The organism is Paenibacillus sp. FSL H3-0302, assembly GCF_037982245.1.
Taxonomy (GTDB): Bacteria; Bacillota; Bacilli; order Paenibacillales; family Paenibacillaceae; genus Paenibacillus_AQ; species Paenibacillus_AQ odorifer.
In genome coordinates this window covers 5,837,655-5,853,874 of record NZ_CP150284.1, presented here as the reverse complement: position 1 = coordinate 5,853,874, position 16,220 = coordinate 5,837,655, and the positions used below count along the sequence as shown (strand labels likewise).

18 protein-coding genes and 1 other annotated feature are annotated in these 16,220 nt (G+C 45.2%); of the genes, 9 read left to right on the top strand and 9 right to left on the bottom strand.

What is annotated here, in order from left to right; all coding sequences use genetic code 11:
- Window positions 1-65 precede the first annotated feature (65 nt).
- On the bottom strand, window positions 66-1,328 hold the full coding sequence (gene ylbJ / locus MHH50_RS26040) for a sporulation integral membrane protein YlbJ (protein WP_076279681.1): 1,263 nt from the start codon (window positions 1,326-1,328) through the stop codon (window positions 66-68).
- Between the two features lie 412 nt (window positions 1,329-1,740).
- Between ylbJ and MHH50_RS26035 the strand changes: the two genes are divergently transcribed.
- Window positions 1,741-2,124, top strand: a complete 384-nt coding sequence (locus MHH50_RS26035) for a globin (RefSeq protein WP_340033637.1) — start codon at window positions 1,741-1,743, stop codon at window positions 2,122-2,124.
- A gap of 36 nt (window positions 2,125-2,160) precedes the next feature.
- The gene (locus tag MHH50_RS26030; RefSeq protein WP_036685310.1) at window positions 2,161-2,877 is read left to right on the top strand and encodes a DUF2225 domain-containing protein; all 717 of its coding nucleotides are present in this window, start codon (window positions 2,161-2,163) and stop codon (window positions 2,875-2,877) included.
- Window positions 2,878-2,956: 79 nt separating this feature from the next.
- Here the strand turns inward: MHH50_RS26030 and MHH50_RS26025 are convergent, their stop codons facing one another.
- Both MHH50_RS26025 and MHH50_RS26020 read right to left on the bottom strand, forming a co-directional pair.
- Window positions 2,957-3,187 (bottom strand): hypothetical protein, encoded by a 231-nt coding sequence (locus MHH50_RS26025; RefSeq protein WP_036685307.1) that lies wholly within the window; start codon window positions 3,185-3,187, stop codon window positions 2,957-2,959.
- Entirely contained in the window at window positions 3,184-3,375 is a 192-nt protein-coding gene (locus tag MHH50_RS26020) for a YycC family protein (RefSeq protein WP_036685305.1), read from the bottom strand. The genes MHH50_RS26025 and MHH50_RS26020 overlap by 4 nt, the downstream gene beginning before the upstream one ends.
- A gap of 118 nt (window positions 3,376-3,493) precedes the next feature.
- Between MHH50_RS26020 and MHH50_RS26015 the strand changes: the two genes are divergently transcribed.
- On the top strand, window positions 3,494-5,293 hold the full coding sequence (locus MHH50_RS26015) for a M3 family oligoendopeptidase (protein WP_076281941.1): 1,800 nt from the start codon (window positions 3,494-3,496) through the stop codon (window positions 5,291-5,293).
- 612 nt (window positions 5,294-5,905) lie between these two features.
- The gene (locus MHH50_RS26010) at window positions 5,906-6,316 is read left to right on the top strand and encodes a hypothetical protein (protein WP_036685297.1); all 411 of its coding nucleotides are present in this window, start codon (window positions 5,906-5,908) and stop codon (window positions 6,314-6,316) included.
- Between the two features lie 153 nt (window positions 6,317-6,469).
- On the opposite strand, the gene MHH50_RS26005 is transcribed toward MHH50_RS26010, so the two are convergent.
- Together MHH50_RS26005 and MHH50_RS26000 are read right to left on the bottom strand one after the other, a co-directional pair.
- Window positions 6,470-6,700 (bottom strand): alpha/beta-type small acid-soluble spore protein, encoded by a 231-nt coding sequence (locus MHH50_RS26005; protein WP_036685295.1) that lies wholly within the window; start codon window positions 6,698-6,700, stop codon window positions 6,470-6,472.
- 200 nt (window positions 6,701-6,900) lie between these two features.
- Complete coding sequence (locus MHH50_RS26000) at window positions 6,901-7,875, bottom strand: aldose 1-epimerase (protein WP_076184767.1); 975 nt, start codon at window positions 7,873-7,875, stop codon at window positions 6,901-6,903.
- A gap of 134 nt (window positions 7,876-8,009) precedes the next feature.
- Window positions 8,010-8,249 (top strand) — a binding site (T-box leader).
- A gap of 63 nt (window positions 8,250-8,312) precedes the next feature.
- Between MHH50_RS26000 and trpS the strand changes: the two genes are divergently transcribed.
- Window positions 8,313-9,299: a tryptophan--tRNA ligase gene (trpS, locus tag MHH50_RS25995; protein WP_036685592.1), complete on the top strand. Its 987-nt coding sequence runs from the start codon at window positions 8,313-8,315 to the stop codon at window positions 9,297-9,299.
- Between the two features lie 2 nt (window positions 9,300-9,301).
- On the opposite strand, the gene MHH50_RS25990 is transcribed toward trpS, so the two are convergent.
- Both MHH50_RS25990 and MHH50_RS25985 read right to left on the bottom strand, forming a co-directional pair.
- Window positions 9,302-9,490, bottom strand: coding sequence for a hypothetical protein (locus MHH50_RS25990; RefSeq protein WP_036685291.1), 189 nt, complete (start codon window positions 9,488-9,490; stop codon window positions 9,302-9,304).
- A 105-nt stretch (window positions 9,491-9,595) separates the two neighbouring features.
- Window positions 9,596-10,597, bottom strand: coding sequence for a metal-dependent hydrolase (locus MHH50_RS25985; RefSeq protein WP_036685288.1), 1,002 nt, complete (start codon window positions 10,595-10,597; stop codon window positions 9,596-9,598).
- Between the two features lie 232 nt (window positions 10,598-10,829).
- Between MHH50_RS25985 and cyoE the strand changes: the two genes are divergently transcribed.
- Both cyoE and MHH50_RS25975 read left to right on the top strand, forming a co-directional pair.
- Window positions 10,830-11,762: a heme o synthase gene (cyoE, locus tag MHH50_RS25980; RefSeq protein ID WP_036685285.1), complete on the top strand. Its 933-nt coding sequence runs from the start codon at window positions 10,830-10,832 to the stop codon at window positions 11,760-11,762.
- Window positions 11,763-11,785: 23 nt separating this feature from the next.
- The gene (locus MHH50_RS25975) at window positions 11,786-12,403 is read left to right on the top strand and encodes an SCO family protein (protein ID WP_036685589.1); all 618 of its coding nucleotides are present in this window, start codon (window positions 11,786-11,788) and stop codon (window positions 12,401-12,403) included.
- 95 nt (window positions 12,404-12,498) lie between these two features.
- Here the strand turns inward: MHH50_RS25975 and MHH50_RS25970 are convergent, their stop codons facing one another.
- Window positions 12,499-12,846 (bottom strand): DNA primase, encoded by a 348-nt coding sequence (locus tag MHH50_RS25970; protein ID WP_036685586.1) that lies wholly within the window; start codon window positions 12,844-12,846, stop codon window positions 12,499-12,501.
- A gap of 132 nt (window positions 12,847-12,978) precedes the next feature.
- Window positions 12,979-14,166, bottom strand: a complete 1,188-nt coding sequence (locus MHH50_RS25965) for an MFS transporter (RefSeq protein WP_076127992.1) — start codon at window positions 14,164-14,166, stop codon at window positions 12,979-12,981.
- Window positions 14,167-14,436: 270 nt separating this feature from the next.
- Between MHH50_RS25965 and MHH50_RS25960 the strand changes: the two genes are divergently transcribed.
- Together MHH50_RS25960 and MHH50_RS25955 are read left to right on the top strand one after the other, a co-directional pair.
- A complete protein-coding gene (locus MHH50_RS25960) occupies window positions 14,437-14,874 on the top strand; it encodes a hypothetical protein (RefSeq protein WP_340034642.1) in 438 nt (145 codons plus the stop codon).
- 62 nt (window positions 14,875-14,936) lie between these two features.
- Window positions 14,937-16,082 carry a transglutaminase-like domain-containing protein gene (locus MHH50_RS25955; RefSeq protein WP_076281937.1) on the top strand — a complete coding sequence of 382 codons (1,146 nt, stop codon included), beginning with the start codon at window positions 14,937-14,939 and terminating at the stop codon, window positions 16,080-16,082.
- Window positions 16,083-16,220 lie beyond the last annotated feature (138 nt).

Sequence of the window (16,220 nt, the reverse complement as noted above, 5' to 3'; positions counted from 1 at the left end):
GCTCCTTTATATAATTCCGTCATACACCGATCATAATCAATCTTGCCCCGGAACACAATATGTAATCAACTTCGGCGCATCAATCGGAGCATTGCCATAAAGACAGGAATAAGCAGTGACACTAGAAGAGCAGCGGCCAGTATAAGACTCAGTAGAGCTAGGCTGGCAGTGACACCAGAGGCTGAAGGTGTAAAGGCGGTGGAGGCTGGCAGAGAGACCCAGGCAGAAGACAATCCTGATCCCATCACAGGCTTCCATAGCAGCACCACGAGACCTGCTGCGAGTACGGCATGTATTAGTCTCGCAGTTAAGAACGGCAGATAACGCAGCCCGGTACCGTTCAAAATACTGGCGACTTGGGCATGTACAGATAATCCGCCCCAAGAGAGAATAAAGGCAGCTGCTGCGACCTTGAATTGAAGCGGGATGGAAGAAGCGGCTTCACCAGCAGAACGGGCACCTATGGTGACCTCGAATAATCCGCTGATCAAGGCCTGAGCTAATTCGGGAGGCCCTCCAACAAGGGAGACGAGAGATCCGGCCAGGCTAAATAGTGAGGGCAGGATTCCGGCACGGGCAAGCAGCTCCATTAGCACGTTGAAGAATACAACCAGACCCCCTACGACAACAATAAGCTGTAGCGAGGATTGGATCGCTCCTTTTAACAGCTCCCCGAAGCTACGTCCATCCTTGCGGCGGGCTTCGGACATCGCAAGGAGTGCGGCATGTATTCTGCCGAATCCTTGTTTTGCTGGAGCAGAGGGGACGTCAGAACTACTTTTTGTTGGGTCTTGGGTGGGGGTCTTTTGTTCCTTGCGTCCATGAAATGACATTAGGAGACCAACCATTAAGCCACTTCCGTAGTGGGCTAGTGCCAATATTAGCCCCAAAGAAGCATCGCGAAAGAACCCAACGGATACCGCCCCTAATAGAAAAATAGGATCGGAGGAGGTTGTAAATGCTACAAGGCGTTCACCTTCGATTCTGCTGATCAGCTTCTGCTCCCGCAGCTTAGCGGTTAATTTGGCTCCAACGGGATATCCTGATACATATCCCATGGCCGCGACAAAACCACCGCTGCCTGGTATACCGAAGAGGGGACGCATCAGTGGATCAAGTAAAGCGCCGAAGAGATGGACAATGCCTAAGCCTAGCATGATTTCAGAAATGACGAAGAAGGGAAACAGTGAAGGGAAGAGCACGTCCCACCAGATGGCCAGGCCACGTAAGGCTGCGGCAAGAGATGCTTCAGGATGAAGTAACATAAGCAGCATACAACCTGCCAATATGAATCCCAGCAGCGGGCCGCCAATCTTTTTAAAAGTCATAATTAACGCCTCCTGGTCTATGGTTAGATGTATGCAAAAAGAGGGACAAACAGCACAAAAAAATGGAGAAAGCGGTTACAATTATCTGTGCTTTTTCGCAGGAATTATGATATTATGTAATAAATAAATGCACCCTCTGTTACACGATTAAATGGGATGGAGTGATGGCGATGAGCGTTATAGCCGGAGTTCTCGTTTGTGCTTTTGTATATGTAATCCGGGTCTCTCTCGTCCCTCCTGGTGATGAGGAATTTAGGACCTACTAACCTTACTCTTCAGGCGCTGAACTATAGTTTAGCGCCTTTTTTCTGTAGTTTAGAGAGCACTTTCGACGGATATCCGTGTTATGCTTATCTTTGGTATAATAAAATAAGTAACGTTTCATTAATATGGAAGAAGGCTGGTAACCTCAATGAATCCAAATGAGAGTATATATGACAATCTAGGGGGGGCTGAAGCACTACATCGGTTGGTGGAAGTGTTCTATGCCAAGGTACAGATTCATCCGCAGCTGGGACCCTTGTTCCCTGAAGATATTACTCCAGTTCTGGAGAAGCAATATCAATTCCTGACACAGTTTTTTGGCGGGGGTCCACTTTATTCGGAATTACATGGACATCCCATGATGAGAGCAAGGCATATGCATATTCCTATTACTCCAGAACGTGCTGAGGAGTGGCTACAATGTATGAAAGAGGCACTGGTGGAGACTGGAGTCGAAGAACCATTGCGTTCATTCGTGCTTAGCCGCCTTGCAGGTCCTGCACATCATTTTGTTAACATGCCCCAGGAATAATAAGGGACAGGTTGATCCTGAAAGGAATGAGAGTACTTGACAGAGTTAATACCCCTATATTCTATTAAGGTCAAGTGTTGCAACTGTGAAAATGAATTTTCAACCTCGCGGGTACGCCCTAGTCTAAAAAAGGCTATTCGGCGTGATGCTGATTTCTGCGCGTATTATAAAAATGAGAATCCGGATTATTATGTTGTACGGGTCTGCCCCAATTGCGGGTTTGCCTCCACAGAAAATTCGGCTGACAAGCTGACGGAACGCCAGCGCAAGGCATTTAATGAACAGGTAGGGAAACGCTGGAAGAGCCGGGACTTTGGAGAGAAACGAGACTGGGAAACTGCGCTCGAGACCTATAAGCTGGCGCTTTTATGTGCTCAAAGTATTAACGATAAAGATCGGATTATCGCAAGTCTGCTGCATCATATTGCTTGGCTCTATCGCTATCAAGGGGAGACTGAGCAGGAGAAGCGTTTTTTACGCTATTCTTTGGACGAGTATGTTAAGGTCTATGAAATAGATGGCATTGCCGGCAATGATGCCCGGCTCATGTACCTGATCGGCGAACTTAATCGGCGGATCGGAGAATACTCAGTGGCTGTAATGTGGTTCTCCCGTCTGATCAATGATCAGAAGATCATGGATGCGGCGATGATTCGAGCGGCACGTGAGCAGTGGGTTATTTTACGGGAGCAAATGCGTGCTGAGGCTCTAGATGTTGAAGTTGATATCGAAGGCTTGTCTTCAAGTTCATAATGTTTGCGAACAACAAAAAGCGCAGAAGAGAATTTAAATTCTCCTCTGCGCTTTGTAGAAAGAAAATGTTAGGATTTGCTTATCTGACAGCTCGATCGAACAAAAGGTAATCGCCGTCATTATCTATAACTGTAGGACTGGCGCTGCAGCAGGGGAAGACGAGCAGTTTTTTCTTGCCGTCACGAACGATTTGTAATTCTTTAGGCTTCATAGGCAGAAGCACATTCTCTGAGTTGCAGAATGGACAGTATTGCACATACATATCGCCTAGAATGATGTCATAAGGCCAGGTATGACTAAATGGAATCATTGTGAGTCCTTCCCAGAAGGAGTCTCTTCATTTTCGCCCTCAGTTTGTGGGGGATTTTCTTTTTTGGATAGCTCCGCTATTTTTTGTAGTAAAATATGTTGGGGCATATGCATCAAGTGTTCCAAAGGAACGCCTAGTTGCTTGGATAACGTAATGGCTGTTTCCGGTGAAATTTGTAGTGGCTTCATATGGATGCCCTCCTAAAGTTTATCGGCTATAAATGTTCAGATATCGTTATTCACTTTACCATGGTGTTAAGACAATTACAAAGAAAGTCAAATGAAAGCAAAGGAATGGTGAGTACACATGAAACAACCGTTATCACTGACTTGGGAACTTGATACTATTTTTCCGGGGGGTTCTTCGTCTGCAGAGTTAGAAGGGTTCTTGAGCAAGCTTGAAAAAGATATTTTATCCTTGCAAGGCTTTGTGAAGGATGCTGTGACACCAACGGATGTTGCGTCTACAAAAGCATTGGATGAGGTTATAGCATTGCTTCAGAGCTGTTCAGGAAGACTTGTGGAGGTCACTTCCTTCGCAGACTGTCTAGGCGCTCAGAATCAGATGGACAAGGGTGCGGTAAGGCTGGCGGCCAAAGTGACAAGCATGCGCGCCGGATTCGAAGGGATCAGCTCGCAATTTAGCAATGTCCTTCGTCAGACTACGGACAAGGTATGGGCTGAGTGGATGGCTCGTCCAGAGATTGCTCCTTTAACGTTCGTACTGAGCGAGAGCCGTGATTTGGCCCGTGAGAAGATGAGCCCTGAGCTGGAAAGCTTAGCGTTGGAATTAGCTGTTGACGGATATCATGGATGGAGCGGGCACTATGATACGATTGTTAGCTCAATCAAGATCCCATTTGAGGATGAAGAAGGAACAAAGCTGCTATCTGCTGGCCAAGCTTTTAATAAGCTGGATGATCCAGATCCAAAAGTGCGTCAAACGATGTTCCATAAATGGGAAGAGGCTTGGACTGAAGCGGCAGATAATTGCGCGGATACCTTAAATCACTTAGCAGGCTTCCGCCTGAAGCTCTATAAGGGCAGAGGCTGGGACGATGTTCTGAAAGATCCGCTCAGCATCAATCGTATGACACAGGACACCTTAAATACAATGTGGGACGTGATTACGAATAGCAAACCTGTACTTGTGTCCTACCTTCAGCGTAAAGCCAAGCTGCTGGGGCTGGATTCTCTCTCATGGGTCGATGTCGAAGCTCCTGTAGGCAAATCCTCCGGCAAGATCCCTTATGATCAAGCTGCGAAGGATATCGTCACACAGTTCCGTAAATTTAGTCCTAAGATGGCTGAGTTTGCAGAGCGTGCCTTTGATAATAACTGGATCGAGGTTGAGGATCGTAATGGCAAACGCCCTGGTGGATTCTGTACTTCCTTCCCTGAGAGTAAAGAATCACGGATATTCATGACTTACAGCGGCACACCTTCCAATGTTTCAACATTGGCCCATGAGCTGGGACATGCTTATCATTCCTACCTGCTTGATGATCAACCTGTATTTAATCAGAATTATGCAATGAACGTTGCAGAGACCGCTTCAACCTTTGCAGAAGTGATTGTATCTGATGCTCAGGTTAAAGCTGCGGGCAATGCAGAGGAGAAGCTGGCTCTGCTTGAAACGAAGATACAGAACAGTGTGGCATTCTTTATGAACATTCACGCTCGATTCTTGTTCGAGACTCGCTTTTATGAGAAACGTAAGGAAGGTCTTGTAAATGCTGAGGAACTGTCCGCTCTGATGGTGGAAGCACAGAAAGAAGCTTTCTGTGGTGTGCTTTCTGAATACCATCCTCACTTCTGGGCGTCAAAGCTGCATTTCTATATCACAGATGTACCTTTCTATAATTTCCCGTACACCGTTGGTTATATGTTCAGTACAGGCTTATATCGTCTGGCATTACAAGAGGGAGCTTCCTTTGCAGACAAATACGATAGCTTGTTGCAGGATACCGGCGTGATGACATTGGAGGATTTGGTGCTCAAACATTTGGGTGTAGATCTGACAAAACCGGATTTCTGGCAAGGAGCTACAGATCTGATTGTGGCTGATATCAACGAGTTCTTGGAGATGACAGAGCATTTAGCATGAAATGTCTAAAATAAGACAAATTTCAGTGCGCAAAAAATAACGGAATTTCAGTGTGAACACGCAAAGACCCCGGTTAAGGGGTCTTTTTTTAATGTTTAAATGTCGAAAACTCCCGGTTTATAAAAATTAATATACGAATGATCCATGAATTTTGCGCATTACTAGGGATAATAACCCAATTTTGTAGAATAATGTTGTTTGACGTATTTAAGGGGTCTATAATGAGCCTTGAGCCTTATAAAAGGCTTGCATGGAAGACAAATGAGCTCAGCTCAAAAAGCTTAAGTAAGCGCTTACTAAGCCGATTTGTACGAAGTAAACTCGAAGTAGCTAAGCTCACAAAACGATATAAATCGAACCAGAAACTTGGGAAAAGGGGAAGGAGTGGCGGAGGGGAATTTTGGAACTGTAAGAGCGAGAGCGACTGCCTTTGTCTCCGAATTTCACCCGCTATACGCGTAAGAATTCAAGAAATTTGGAGACAACAGCGGCTGGAAGTCCAAACATTTCCCGCAGTGGCGACGGGCCCTTAGCCCAAATATTTAGGGTTCGATTTATAAGACGAAGTAAACTCAAAGTAGCTAAGCTCACAAAACTTTTAGGAGGAAAGATATGCTTAAGACAGAACAGCTATCATTAGCAAGACAGATGGATTTGGTGTTTAGGGAACTGCAAGAGGAATTGTCAGGACTATCTTCCGGTACGGTATTTGTGCAAATACGAAATAATACCATTGGCAAGTTCGGCATACGTCATCATCCTTTAGCCGGTCGGGGGGGTGGATTCACAGAAGTGAAGGAAGGAATAACGGAGAGCCAGCAGTCTTCTTTTCGTCTAATGGCACTGGAGAGTCTGAAATACAAACGCCGTTGGACTCATGGTGAGATCAGCTATGAGTTCGCTATAAGACAGGGAAAGCTAATCGTAGATGCTACGCTGGAGTCTAATTATAATATGGCGAATCTGATGATTCGATCTCCCCGTAATGCTTACGCCGAGAGTGCTGATCAATTTTTAAGTTAAACGTTTTACATAAAAATTGTTTGCAGCTGGGATTATAGGCTATAAATTAGAAAAACCTCCCACAGCTTCTGGAAGAAGTGTGAGAGGTTTGAAAGCTAGTCGGCAATAGGCTTTTTAAGACCTCTGCCGGATAAAACACTTAAGATAACGATGTTACTGACGACCGGACAGTTGTTGTTCTGCCAGTTGTACTAGACGTTTAGTGATGTAACCTCCCAAAGAACCAGTTTCGCGGGAAGTGTAGTTCCCGTAATAACCGTCAGCTGGGATCGTTACTCCAAGCTCTTGTGCTGCTTCATATTTCAATTGTTGCAACGCTGCATTTGCTTGAGGAACTACAAGGTTATTGGAACGGCTGCTACGACCTTGACCTGCTTGACCCATGTGTGTCACCTCCTTCGCCCGTTGTGAAGATAGTATGAGCGCTAAGAGGCTAATTCATGCATGCTATCGAAAGGTTTTAAGGATGGTAATTATTAGTCGATTAAAAGTAAGGGTAGAAAGCCCAAATAACTAAGCTCGCACAAAAAATCGGCCTTCTCTTACGTAAACGCAAGGGAAGACCGATATAATGTATATCTGCTTTAATTCTCGGGATAGATCATTTCCAGCATAGTGGACAGCTCAAGACTTTGACCTGGTTCTACCTTCAGCAAGCCCGTGAAGGAAGGGTCATCGGAAACGTTAGGAGCATCCGGGAGCCAGGTGTAAGGTTCGATGCACAGAAATTGGTCGGCCGGTCCTTTGGTATACAGGACCCAGTGACGGAAATGATTCTCGTCAGCTGTATAACGAAGACCATAACCATCATCGCGTAATAGCAAGGCTTCTACGGGCTGCTTGTCACCAATACGTAGAGCAGTATCAAAATTAGTTCCCTGGAGGTTGATTCCAGAATTTAGAGAATCTAGATCACCAAGTGGAATTAGATTGCCACTAGGGAGCAATTCATCGTTTAGTTCATAAATGCTGTTTACGGGCAGCTTGAGATTCCAGCGTTCAGGTTCTCCATCGATCATAAACCAGGTGTGATAACCGATCCCAAAGGGAATACGATGATCGCCGAGATTTGTAACCTTTAAAGTCTGGCTGAGCCGGGCATCCTGAAGCCTGAATGTCATTTCGAATTTGAGTGGAATGGGAAATTGCTCCATCCAGTGCGGATCATCTTCAGTAAGGAATTCAGTAGTGACTGCACAACCGTCCTCGTCTTCTTCAATATCGCTGACACACCAGGATTGAGTCCGGTGTAGACCATGGATATGATTGTCACCAGCGGTATTCTGGTCAAATTGATAACTTGTACCCTCGAATTGAAATTTTCCTTTACGAATTCTTCCGGGTGGAATTAAGAGCGGGATGCCAAAATGGTAAGGTTTTTGCATAAAGAAAGCTTGATCGCTTTCATCAGGCCGCCGCAGAATTTCCCGTTGTTCTTTTACATCAAACAATGAAATCACGTTGTTTCCTAGTCGCGGCAAAAGCGTGACTTCCAGTTCGCGGCTGTGCAAAATATAAGTATCATAACCGCCCCACTGCCCTTTGGTCACCTGTTTCATGAGATATGCTCCTTTATCGTAACTGTAATCGAATAGAACATGGATAACCTTATCATAACAGATTTATGCGGAAGTGGTTAAGTGATTTGACAACTTCTCTTTATGGTTCTATGATGAAGGCATTAAATTATGATGAGAATGTGATGACGGGGACAAGTAGACAGGAAATGCACCTTCAGAAAGCCGGTGGTTGATGCGAACCGGTAGGACACTCCTGATGAATGGACCCCTGAGCGCCGCGCTTGAACGGGAGCAAGATGCCCTAGTAGACCGGCCGGATCTTCCCCGTTAACGGAAGACTAAGGCTGTTTCCCTTTGACTATACAAAGGTTAAGCAGCGAATAAGGGTGGCACCACGGTCTCACGTCCCTTGCGGATGAGGCTTTTTTTGCGTTCTCGGAAATCTGAAATCACATCTAACGGAGGTCTATATTATGTTGAAAAAAGTAATGTCAGGCATACAACCGAGCGGTTCTCTAACTTTGGGTAACTATATCGGAGCGCTGAAAAATTTTGTGAAGCTGCAAGACGATCATCAATGTTTCTTTATGGTTGTCGATATGCATGCGATCACCGTTGCTCAAGATCCTGCGGCACTGCGTGAGCAGTCTGAAGCTGTAGCTGCACTCTTTATCGCGGCAGGAATTGATCCTGTGCGTTCGAATGTATATATGCAGTCTCATGTGCCTCAGCATGCGGAATTGGGCTGGATCATGACTACGCTAACGGCAATGGGCGAGCTTGAGCGTATGACACAGTTCAAAGATAAATCATCAGGTAAGGATTCAGTTGGCGCGGGCCTATTCGTATATCCTTCTTTAATGGCAGCAGATATTCTTGTTTATAATGCGGATCTTGTGCCAGTAGGTGAAGATCAGAAGCAGCACTTGGAGTTGACCCGTGATTTAGCTGGCCGATTCAATAACCGTTTTGGCGAATTCTTTACGATTCCTGAACCATATATCCCTGAAGTGGGCGCACGCATTATGTCTCTGGATGATGGCACTAAAAAAATGAGCAAGAGCAGCCCGAATGCAGGCAGCTATATTGCCCTGTTGGATTCGCCGGATGTGATCCGTAAAAAAATCAGCCGCGCAACGACTGATTCTGGACGTGAAGTGATCTTTGATCCGGCTAACAAGCCAGAGATTAGTAACTTGATGAGTATTTACTCGGAATGTTCTGGGATGTCCCTCCAGCAAATAGCCGATCGTTATGAAGGACAAATGTATGGTGGCTTTAAGAAGGATCTTGGGGAAGTGGTTGTATCCACACTTGAGCCTTTGCAACAAAGATATCATGAAATTCGCAGTTCAGGTGCGATCACTGATATTCTTGCTGAAGGTGCTGAACGTGCACGTATTGTTGCAGCTGAGACGTTGAATGGCGTAAAAGAGCGGATGGGCTTTCTGCCAGCTCGTTAATCTTAGTCAGAGCTTAAGCTTTCCTGTTTGCGTCTAATTCTGGCTTTGAGGATAAATCCCCAGCCAATATTCATTACGCAAAGAAAACCAAGCAGAAGTGCCAGCCAGAAGCTATAGCTGATCGCGATTGAAGCGGCAGTGAGAATAAGAATAGAAGAACAAGCGAACCAAAGTGAGAGTCCTTTACCCATTAAGAGCCTTCCTTTCCGTGTCTGCTAAAATGAATCCCGGAGTATTATAAAATACTCCGGGATTTTTTGTGATTATAGAATAGATCTCTCAGTAAGTCTACAGTTTCATCGTAAAGAACCAGGGTCGATGGAAAATCGTTTGTCGAGCTTATCACTGCTAAGCCAGCCTACATAAGTATTTAAAGGTTTATATTGGTTATCCATAACTAATACAGCCACAAAAGGGTATTGTTTGCGGTGTAAATAACGAACGTCTCCCCAGCGCACCATATATCCTGAAGGAAGCTCCTCTACTTCGGCAACCGCATAAGAGGTGAAATATAGAAAGGACTGAATATCTGGATGCGACTTGGATATTTCCACAGCGGGATGATTTGAGCAGACCGCATGTTTGAACCATTCCAGACGGTTGTTCAGTAGCTGCCCAACGTCATAGCTGCCGTCTTTTTTCACTTTAACTACGTTCCAGCGTTTAAGTGAAATTGTAGGGATTACAATATAACGTTCGCCAGCATTATGGTGTATATCTTTAAGCTTGATGTTTCGTGTAAGGCGGGCATGAACAATCGTTCTCCAAATATAATAAAGAATGGTACAGGCATAAAGCGTAATAAATAAAGGTTTGGGCGGCACAATCCCAGTGATCCAGAGTAGAATAGCTGCGATATGGCTGCCAAAAATAAATGGATCGAAAATGTGGATGATATTCCAGGCAATCCATTTCTCAGTGAATGGACGGGCGGCCTGGGTTCCATAGGTGTTAAACAGATCAGAGAAGACGTGCACGCCTACGCCTATGAAACCCCAGAGTGCAACATGGCTTAAAGCTGCCAAATCAGTAAATCCAAACAGAGGCCCTAAGACTAGGGCAATCAGAGCGGGCCACAAAATTAGAAAAGGCAAGGAGTGTGTGATTCCCCGGTGATTACGAATATATATTGCATTGTCCTTCAGTCTTAATGCGGTATCGGCATCAGGAGCTTGTGAGCCTAAAATCGTAGCCAGCATAACGGCTCCGGCCAGTTTAGGGTCAGAAGCAACGACAGGATCTACGAATGAAAGTCCGGCTAACCCTATGCCCATAACTAAATGTGTAGCGGTGTCCATTGGTCAGTTCTCCTTTGTTGTTCGGAAGTACATTATTAATAATTACCCAAATACAGCTTAGGTTATTAACGGGCTGGAAATAAATATTGTCACGTAATTGTCAAATTCATGAACATACTGTGCCATGACTGTCAAAGTCTCCTCGGGTTTGATATGATAAAGTTAACAGCGAAGTCTATTTAGTGCTTCGGCTAGAACGTTAGAAGTTCGTTTAGAAGGAGGATCATTTGGTGTGGATAATCATATAACATTTCAAGCTTCTTCCGATTCTGCAGCTATGTCTGCAAAATCTCCACCGGAAGGTGCAAGTTGGCGTGATTTCATTACCGTAACAAAACCCGGTATTATCCGATCTAACCTCATCGCTGCCTTTGCAGGATATTGGCTGGCTTCAGGTTGGGATGTTCAATACGGCAGATTAGTTCTGACTCTGCTCGGTACAATGCTGGTTATGGCTTCGGCCTGTGTTTTTAATAACTATTTCGACCGTGACCTGGACATGAAGATGGAAAGAACGCGCGATCGGGGGCTTCCTACAGGACGACTGAAACCCAAAACCGTATTGCTGTATGCTATTGGGCTAGGGATTGCGGGCTTGATTGTACTGTTTGCTTTTTCCGGAGTTTTAGCCGGTCTGTTCGGGATTGTAGGGATGTTCGTTTACGTTGTAGTATACACCCTTTGGTTGAAACGGACATCAACATGGAGCACTTCAGTAGGTGCGATCTCTGGAGCTATGCCACCGGTAATTGGCTACGTTGCAGTTACGGGAACAGTTGATCTAGGGGCTTGGCTGATGTTTGCGATGTTGTTTCTGTGGCAACCTCCCCATTTCTGGGCACTCGGGATTAGACGTAAAGAAGAATATAGAGCCGCTGGATTTCCGCTGCTGCCTGTAGTCAAAGGAACACGTCGTACGAAGTTTCAAATGATTCCTTATGTAGCACTGTTGCTGCCTATTCCAGTGTTAATGTACGCCTACGATTATGCAGGCATTTTTTATCTGGTGATTTCAACAGCGCTGTCCCTGGCTTGGTTAATCATAACCTTGATGGGCTTTGCAGCAAAAGATGACGAAGTCTGGGCGAAGAAGAACTTCCTCTTCTCCATTAACTACCTAACGGTAAGTTTGATCGTACTTGTATTGAATACGATTCACGGTTAAGAAGAGGGAGGGTATTATTGTCCGTGCAGACCTTTAAGCGTTATAAATGGACCTGGATTCTACTATTGCTTGCTTTGGTAATGGCTGGTTATCTGGCAGTTAATTCTTTGAATTTAGGAAAAGAAAAACTGCCGGTAATCGGAGAAGTGCAGGACTTTTCACTTGAAAATGTGGATGGAGACCAGATTACTCTGGCTGATACACAAGGTAAGGCACGGCTGGTATACTTTTTTTTCACACAATGTCCGGATGTATGTCCTATAACTACGTTTTTGTTATCTCAGACGCAGAAAATTCTGGTCGACGATGGCAGCTTTGGAAAAGATACGGCGTTCGTCTCCATTTCTTTTGATCCAGAGAATGATACGCGTGAAGCCATTAAAAGCTTTGCGGACCGTTTCCAGGCAGATTATAAGGGTTGGTACTTCTTACGGGGGGATCAGGAAGTCATTCGTAAGCTGGCAACTGATTCTTTTAAAGTACTAATTGCAGGGAATAGTAAAGAAAATTTCGTACATGCCAATCGCATAGCATTGGTTGATCGGGACAATCGTCTCCGTGCATTGTATGACGCAGGGGATACGGATAACATAACGCCTGAATTTCTTGCCGATAGGCTGAATGAATTGGCTCGTGAATAGAACCTAACCGCATAACAGAAACGCCTTTTTCGAATCCCATTTATTGAAGGATAACGAAAAAGGCGTTTTTAATTTCTTAGGCAATATATCGCGAATCAAAAAGGAATGGGTTCAGGGTAAATGATGAACTCTTCCAGACCCGCTTTTTCAAGCTGATTAATATTGTATTCATCTGGAGTGCCTTCCACTCCGGCATAACCCCGGCGTGTATAGATGTGACCAGCATCGGGAAAGGCATCGCGGAGAATCCCGCGTATTTTTTTGCCTGAACTGTCGTTATCCATATAAAGATATACTTCTCCATCTCCTACTTTTTGTCGCAGGGACTCGAGTTTGAGCGTATTTAATGTACCAAAGGTACAGAGGATTTCGACTTCCGGTACCAGCACGCGTCGTAATCTGCTGCGATCGTTTTTGCCTTCGACAATAATCGTAATGGACATTTGCTGACAATCACCTCCGGAAATGAAGTCTGAACTTACAGACTCATTATAGTTTACCGAAGGAGGAGCAGTTTTAACAACTGTTTCTACAGGAAAATCTTCATTCCCCGGGAAATGTCGTAAAACAATAAATCATGCGGCCCGCCCATTCCATTTGGAAGAGTAGGTAGACAGCTTGGTTGAATTTTTTGGCGGAAGCAGTAATAGTGCAACCATCAGCAATAGAAAGGCAATGAAATAAGGTGAAACAACGGCTCTTAATTGTCCTGCGGCCACAGGGCCTGCGAATGCGCCTAGTGACATGGCTATCGACTGCATGGAGAAGGTGCGTCCCATACGTCCTGGTCCACCTAGACTAATAAAGAGCGATGCCATTGCAGGAAATAATATTCCTTTGGCTGCACCCAGCATAAAGAGAATAACGGAAGCGGGAATGCTGTGAAGTGAGGCGAGCGCAAAAAAACAAAGGGCCATACCTAGCAAGGCCACGGCTATTCTTCCTCCTGGGGAAAAGCGGTTCAGGAAGAACAAACTGAGTGTTACCAAAGCCCCTAAGCTAAGGAGCGATAAAAGAATTCCTGTGGAAACAATGCTATTACTTCCGGTCTGAGATAGAGGAAGTTCAAAGAACAGAACCCCTTGTGAACAAGAAACGAAAAAAGGCAGCAGATAATAACGTTTGGAAACTGGATTGGCATCGGATATAGGGACCGAAGGAAGATCCTGTTTTTTTAAAGGAGGTGCTGCAGAGTTTACAGGGCGTACTAAACGCCGGGCAGGCGCCGGTACACTGAAAAAAGCCATGATGCCTGTAGCGATAAGCAGCCATCCCAATGTGGTGAAGGTGCCGGAATAGCCAGCTTTAGCTACGATAAAGGCCCCCGCTGCCGGGGATACCACTGAAGCTAAGGTATGAACGATACCATGTCCGGACATATATTTCCCCTGCTCAGTAGCATCAGATGATAATGAAGCCAGCAAGGTCATGCACGCTGGAGAGAGGAAGGCGAGCGCGAACCCGCTTGCTGCTCGTAGCATCAGCAAATGCCACGGAAGCTGAGCATGAGCCTGCAGCAGTAGAATGGCTCCCGCAGTAACAAGGCTAAAGACGATGTAGCGGCGGCTGCCATTACGATCGACGAGTACGCCTGCGAGCAAATTGCCAGGAAGATGGGTTAACGAATACATACCCATCATCCAGCCAATAAAGGCGGGTCCCGCACCAAGAGAGATGGCAAAGGGCGTTAGAATAGGATACTGTGCATGTAAATCAAAAAACGCCAGAAAAAGAAACAGGTACAGCCACAGCGCAGTTTTCACAGGGAAACACCTCCGAGAGCCACCTACAATAAAGATTAATGCAGGAAGGCGGATTTTAAGAAGATCAAATTTAAGCAACTACTTGTACTTTACGTGGGACAGAGAGGGCTTATACCGCTTTTTTAATTCCTATAAGCAGGTATACCTTTCTCTGGCTGTGGAACCATGAATTATGATGGGCATTCATGTATAATAATTAATATTGGCGTCATGTCTATAGAGGAGATAATCCTTAGGACGAAACTAGGTGATAGGGGTGTTGTGAGGTTGATGGATCCAGAGGTGTGGTCGCAGTTTATTAGAGAGAATTGGTTAGTTATTGTTATTGCGCTCATTCTGTTGTTCGCGGTTGTTAATTTGGTCAAAACGATGTTGAAATGGGCGATTGTCATTATTATCGTTGTAGGTCTATTCATCTATAGTGGTGTGACAATGGACCAAATTGGTAACGCTGTGAATAAGGTGGCAGATGGAACGGTAAGTACGGTGAAGAAGGAAGCACAAGAGGTTATGCTTAAAGAGGCGCAGGATGCGAAGTACACTTCAAATGGTGACGGAACATTTACGATTATAACTCCGAATATTGAAGTGAAAGGTACTACTGGCGAAGATAAGGTAGAGGTTACTTTCCGCGGAGTTAGTCTTGGGAAGTGGAGTATTACTGATACCACACAAACATTTATCGAGGAAGCTAGGAAACATCAATAAACGGCTTCAGTTTAAATCATTATCAAAACAAGCAAGCGGGCGACTGAAAGGGGAGATTGGATATGATAAACGGTTGGTTGACTAGTCTGAGTGATGCAAATATCATCTCCATCGCCCTCCTGCTGGTAGTAGTCTTTTCACTATTGCAAGGCTGGAGCAGAGGGTTCTCAAGTGCTACCGGAAGATTATTCGGTCTGCTGGGAACAGGACTGTATACAATAGCTTCTTTGGTGCTGGCCATTCCTGCTGCGGCTTATCTCAATCCTCATGTACAGACTTGGGCAGCAGGAATAAGTCTGCCTGATAAACAGTTGACCCAGTGGCAGCAAATTTATTATACGGCTGTGTCTGTGCTGGCGGAATCGCCGCTGGTGCGGTTTCTATTGTTGTTATTGCTCTCTTATATCTTAATTCGCATGCTTCTGGGATTGTTGTCTATGCTGCTCCCATTCCATCAGCTACGGCGCACCAAGACATTTAAGGACAGAAAGATTACGCAAGTAAGCCGTATGGGCGGAGCTATCATAGGATTAATTATAGGTTTGACTCGTGGTTTAATTATTGTGCTTGCTCTCTTCATTTGTGTTGGCCTAAATCCAGAAAGTCAATTTAGCCGTTATGTTGAATCTTCTCCGATCTACAGTCAAAGCGCTGCCGCTGTATTTGAGCCCTTTGTTGGGGAGACAGTGCAGAAAAAGCTGCCTATTCTGACGAAGACCGTTGCAGCTGAGATGAATGATATCCTGCGCAGAAAATATGAAGTTATTGATCATGACATTCCACAAGATATTGTGGGTGCGGCTGAAGATATTATTGGACAAGCGCAAGGAGACGAGAAGAAAGCCAGACTACTGTATGATTGGGTAGGAACACGAGTAACTTATGATTACGCCAAAGCGGAAAATTATGAAAAAAATAGAATTTGGCATGAACAGACCCCGCAGGATACCTTCGACACACGCATAGGGGTATGTATTGATTATGCACGTCTTTACGCTGTAATGGCCCGCTCCCAAGGATTGCAGGTGCGCGTTGTAACGGGTCAAGGCTATGATGGTCGAGGCGGGTATGGCGCACATGCCTGGAATGAAGTTTATATAAGTGACCGGCAAGCTTGGATTCCATTGGATCCCACTTGGGCGAGCAGTGGGGATTGGTTTAATCCGAAGGATTTTGACGATACGCATATTAGGGAGAACGCACTCTGAGTGAGGGCGCCGCACTCCTTCCGTGTGGTACAATAAACTCATACCAACCGCTCTAACACAAATGCGAGTGCAATGCTCACAATCAGCTTCTTAGAAATCACCTTCATTATAAGAGCAATGTCGCTGGCTAAGGCAATT

Coding starts and splice junctions, on each gene's coding strand:
- MHH50_RS25985 (WP_036685288.1), bottom strand. CDS start 10,597: ATGGACACCGCTACACATTTAGTTATGGGCATAGGGTTAGCCGGACTT.
- MHH50_RS26005 (WP_036685295.1), bottom strand. CDS start 6,700: ATGGGTCAAGCAGGTCAAGGTCGTAGCAGCCGTTCCAATAACCTTGTA.
- MHH50_RS25970 (WP_036685586.1), bottom strand. CDS start 12,846: ATGTCCATTACGATTATTGTCGAAGGCAAAAACGATCGCAGCAGATTA.
- ylbJ (WP_076279681.1), bottom strand. CDS start 1,328: ATGACTTTTAAAAAGATTGGCGGCCCGCTGCTGGGATTCATATTGGCA.
- MHH50_RS25990 (WP_036685291.1), bottom strand. CDS start 9,490: ATGGGTAAAGGACTCTCACTTTGGTTCGCTTGTTCTTCTATTCTTATT.
- MHH50_RS26020 (WP_036685305.1), bottom strand. CDS start 3,375: ATGAAGCCACTACAAATTTCACCGGAAACAGCCATTACGTTATCCAAG.
- MHH50_RS26025 (WP_036685307.1), bottom strand. CDS start 3,187: ATGATTCCATTTAGTCATACCTGGCCTTATGACATCATTCTAGGCGAT.
- MHH50_RS25960 (WP_340034642.1), top strand. CDS start 14,437: ATGGATCCAGAGGTGTGGTCGCAGTTTATTAGAGAGAATTGGTTAGTT.
- MHH50_RS26000 (WP_076184767.1), bottom strand. CDS start 7,875: ATGAAACAGGTGACCAAAGGGCAGTGGGGCGGTTATGATACTTATATT.
- MHH50_RS26015 (WP_076281941.1), top strand. CDS start 3,494: ATGAAACAACCGTTATCACTGACTTGGGAACTTGATACTATTTTTCCG.
- MHH50_RS26010 (WP_036685297.1), top strand. CDS start 5,906: ATGCTTAAGACAGAACAGCTATCATTAGCAAGACAGATGGATTTGGTG.
- MHH50_RS25955 (WP_076281937.1), top strand. CDS start 14,937: ATGATAAACGGTTGGTTGACTAGTCTGAGTGATGCAAATATCATCTCC.
- MHH50_RS26035 (WP_340033637.1), top strand. CDS start 1,741: ATGAATCCAAATGAGAGTATATATGACAATCTAGGGGGGGCTGAAGCA.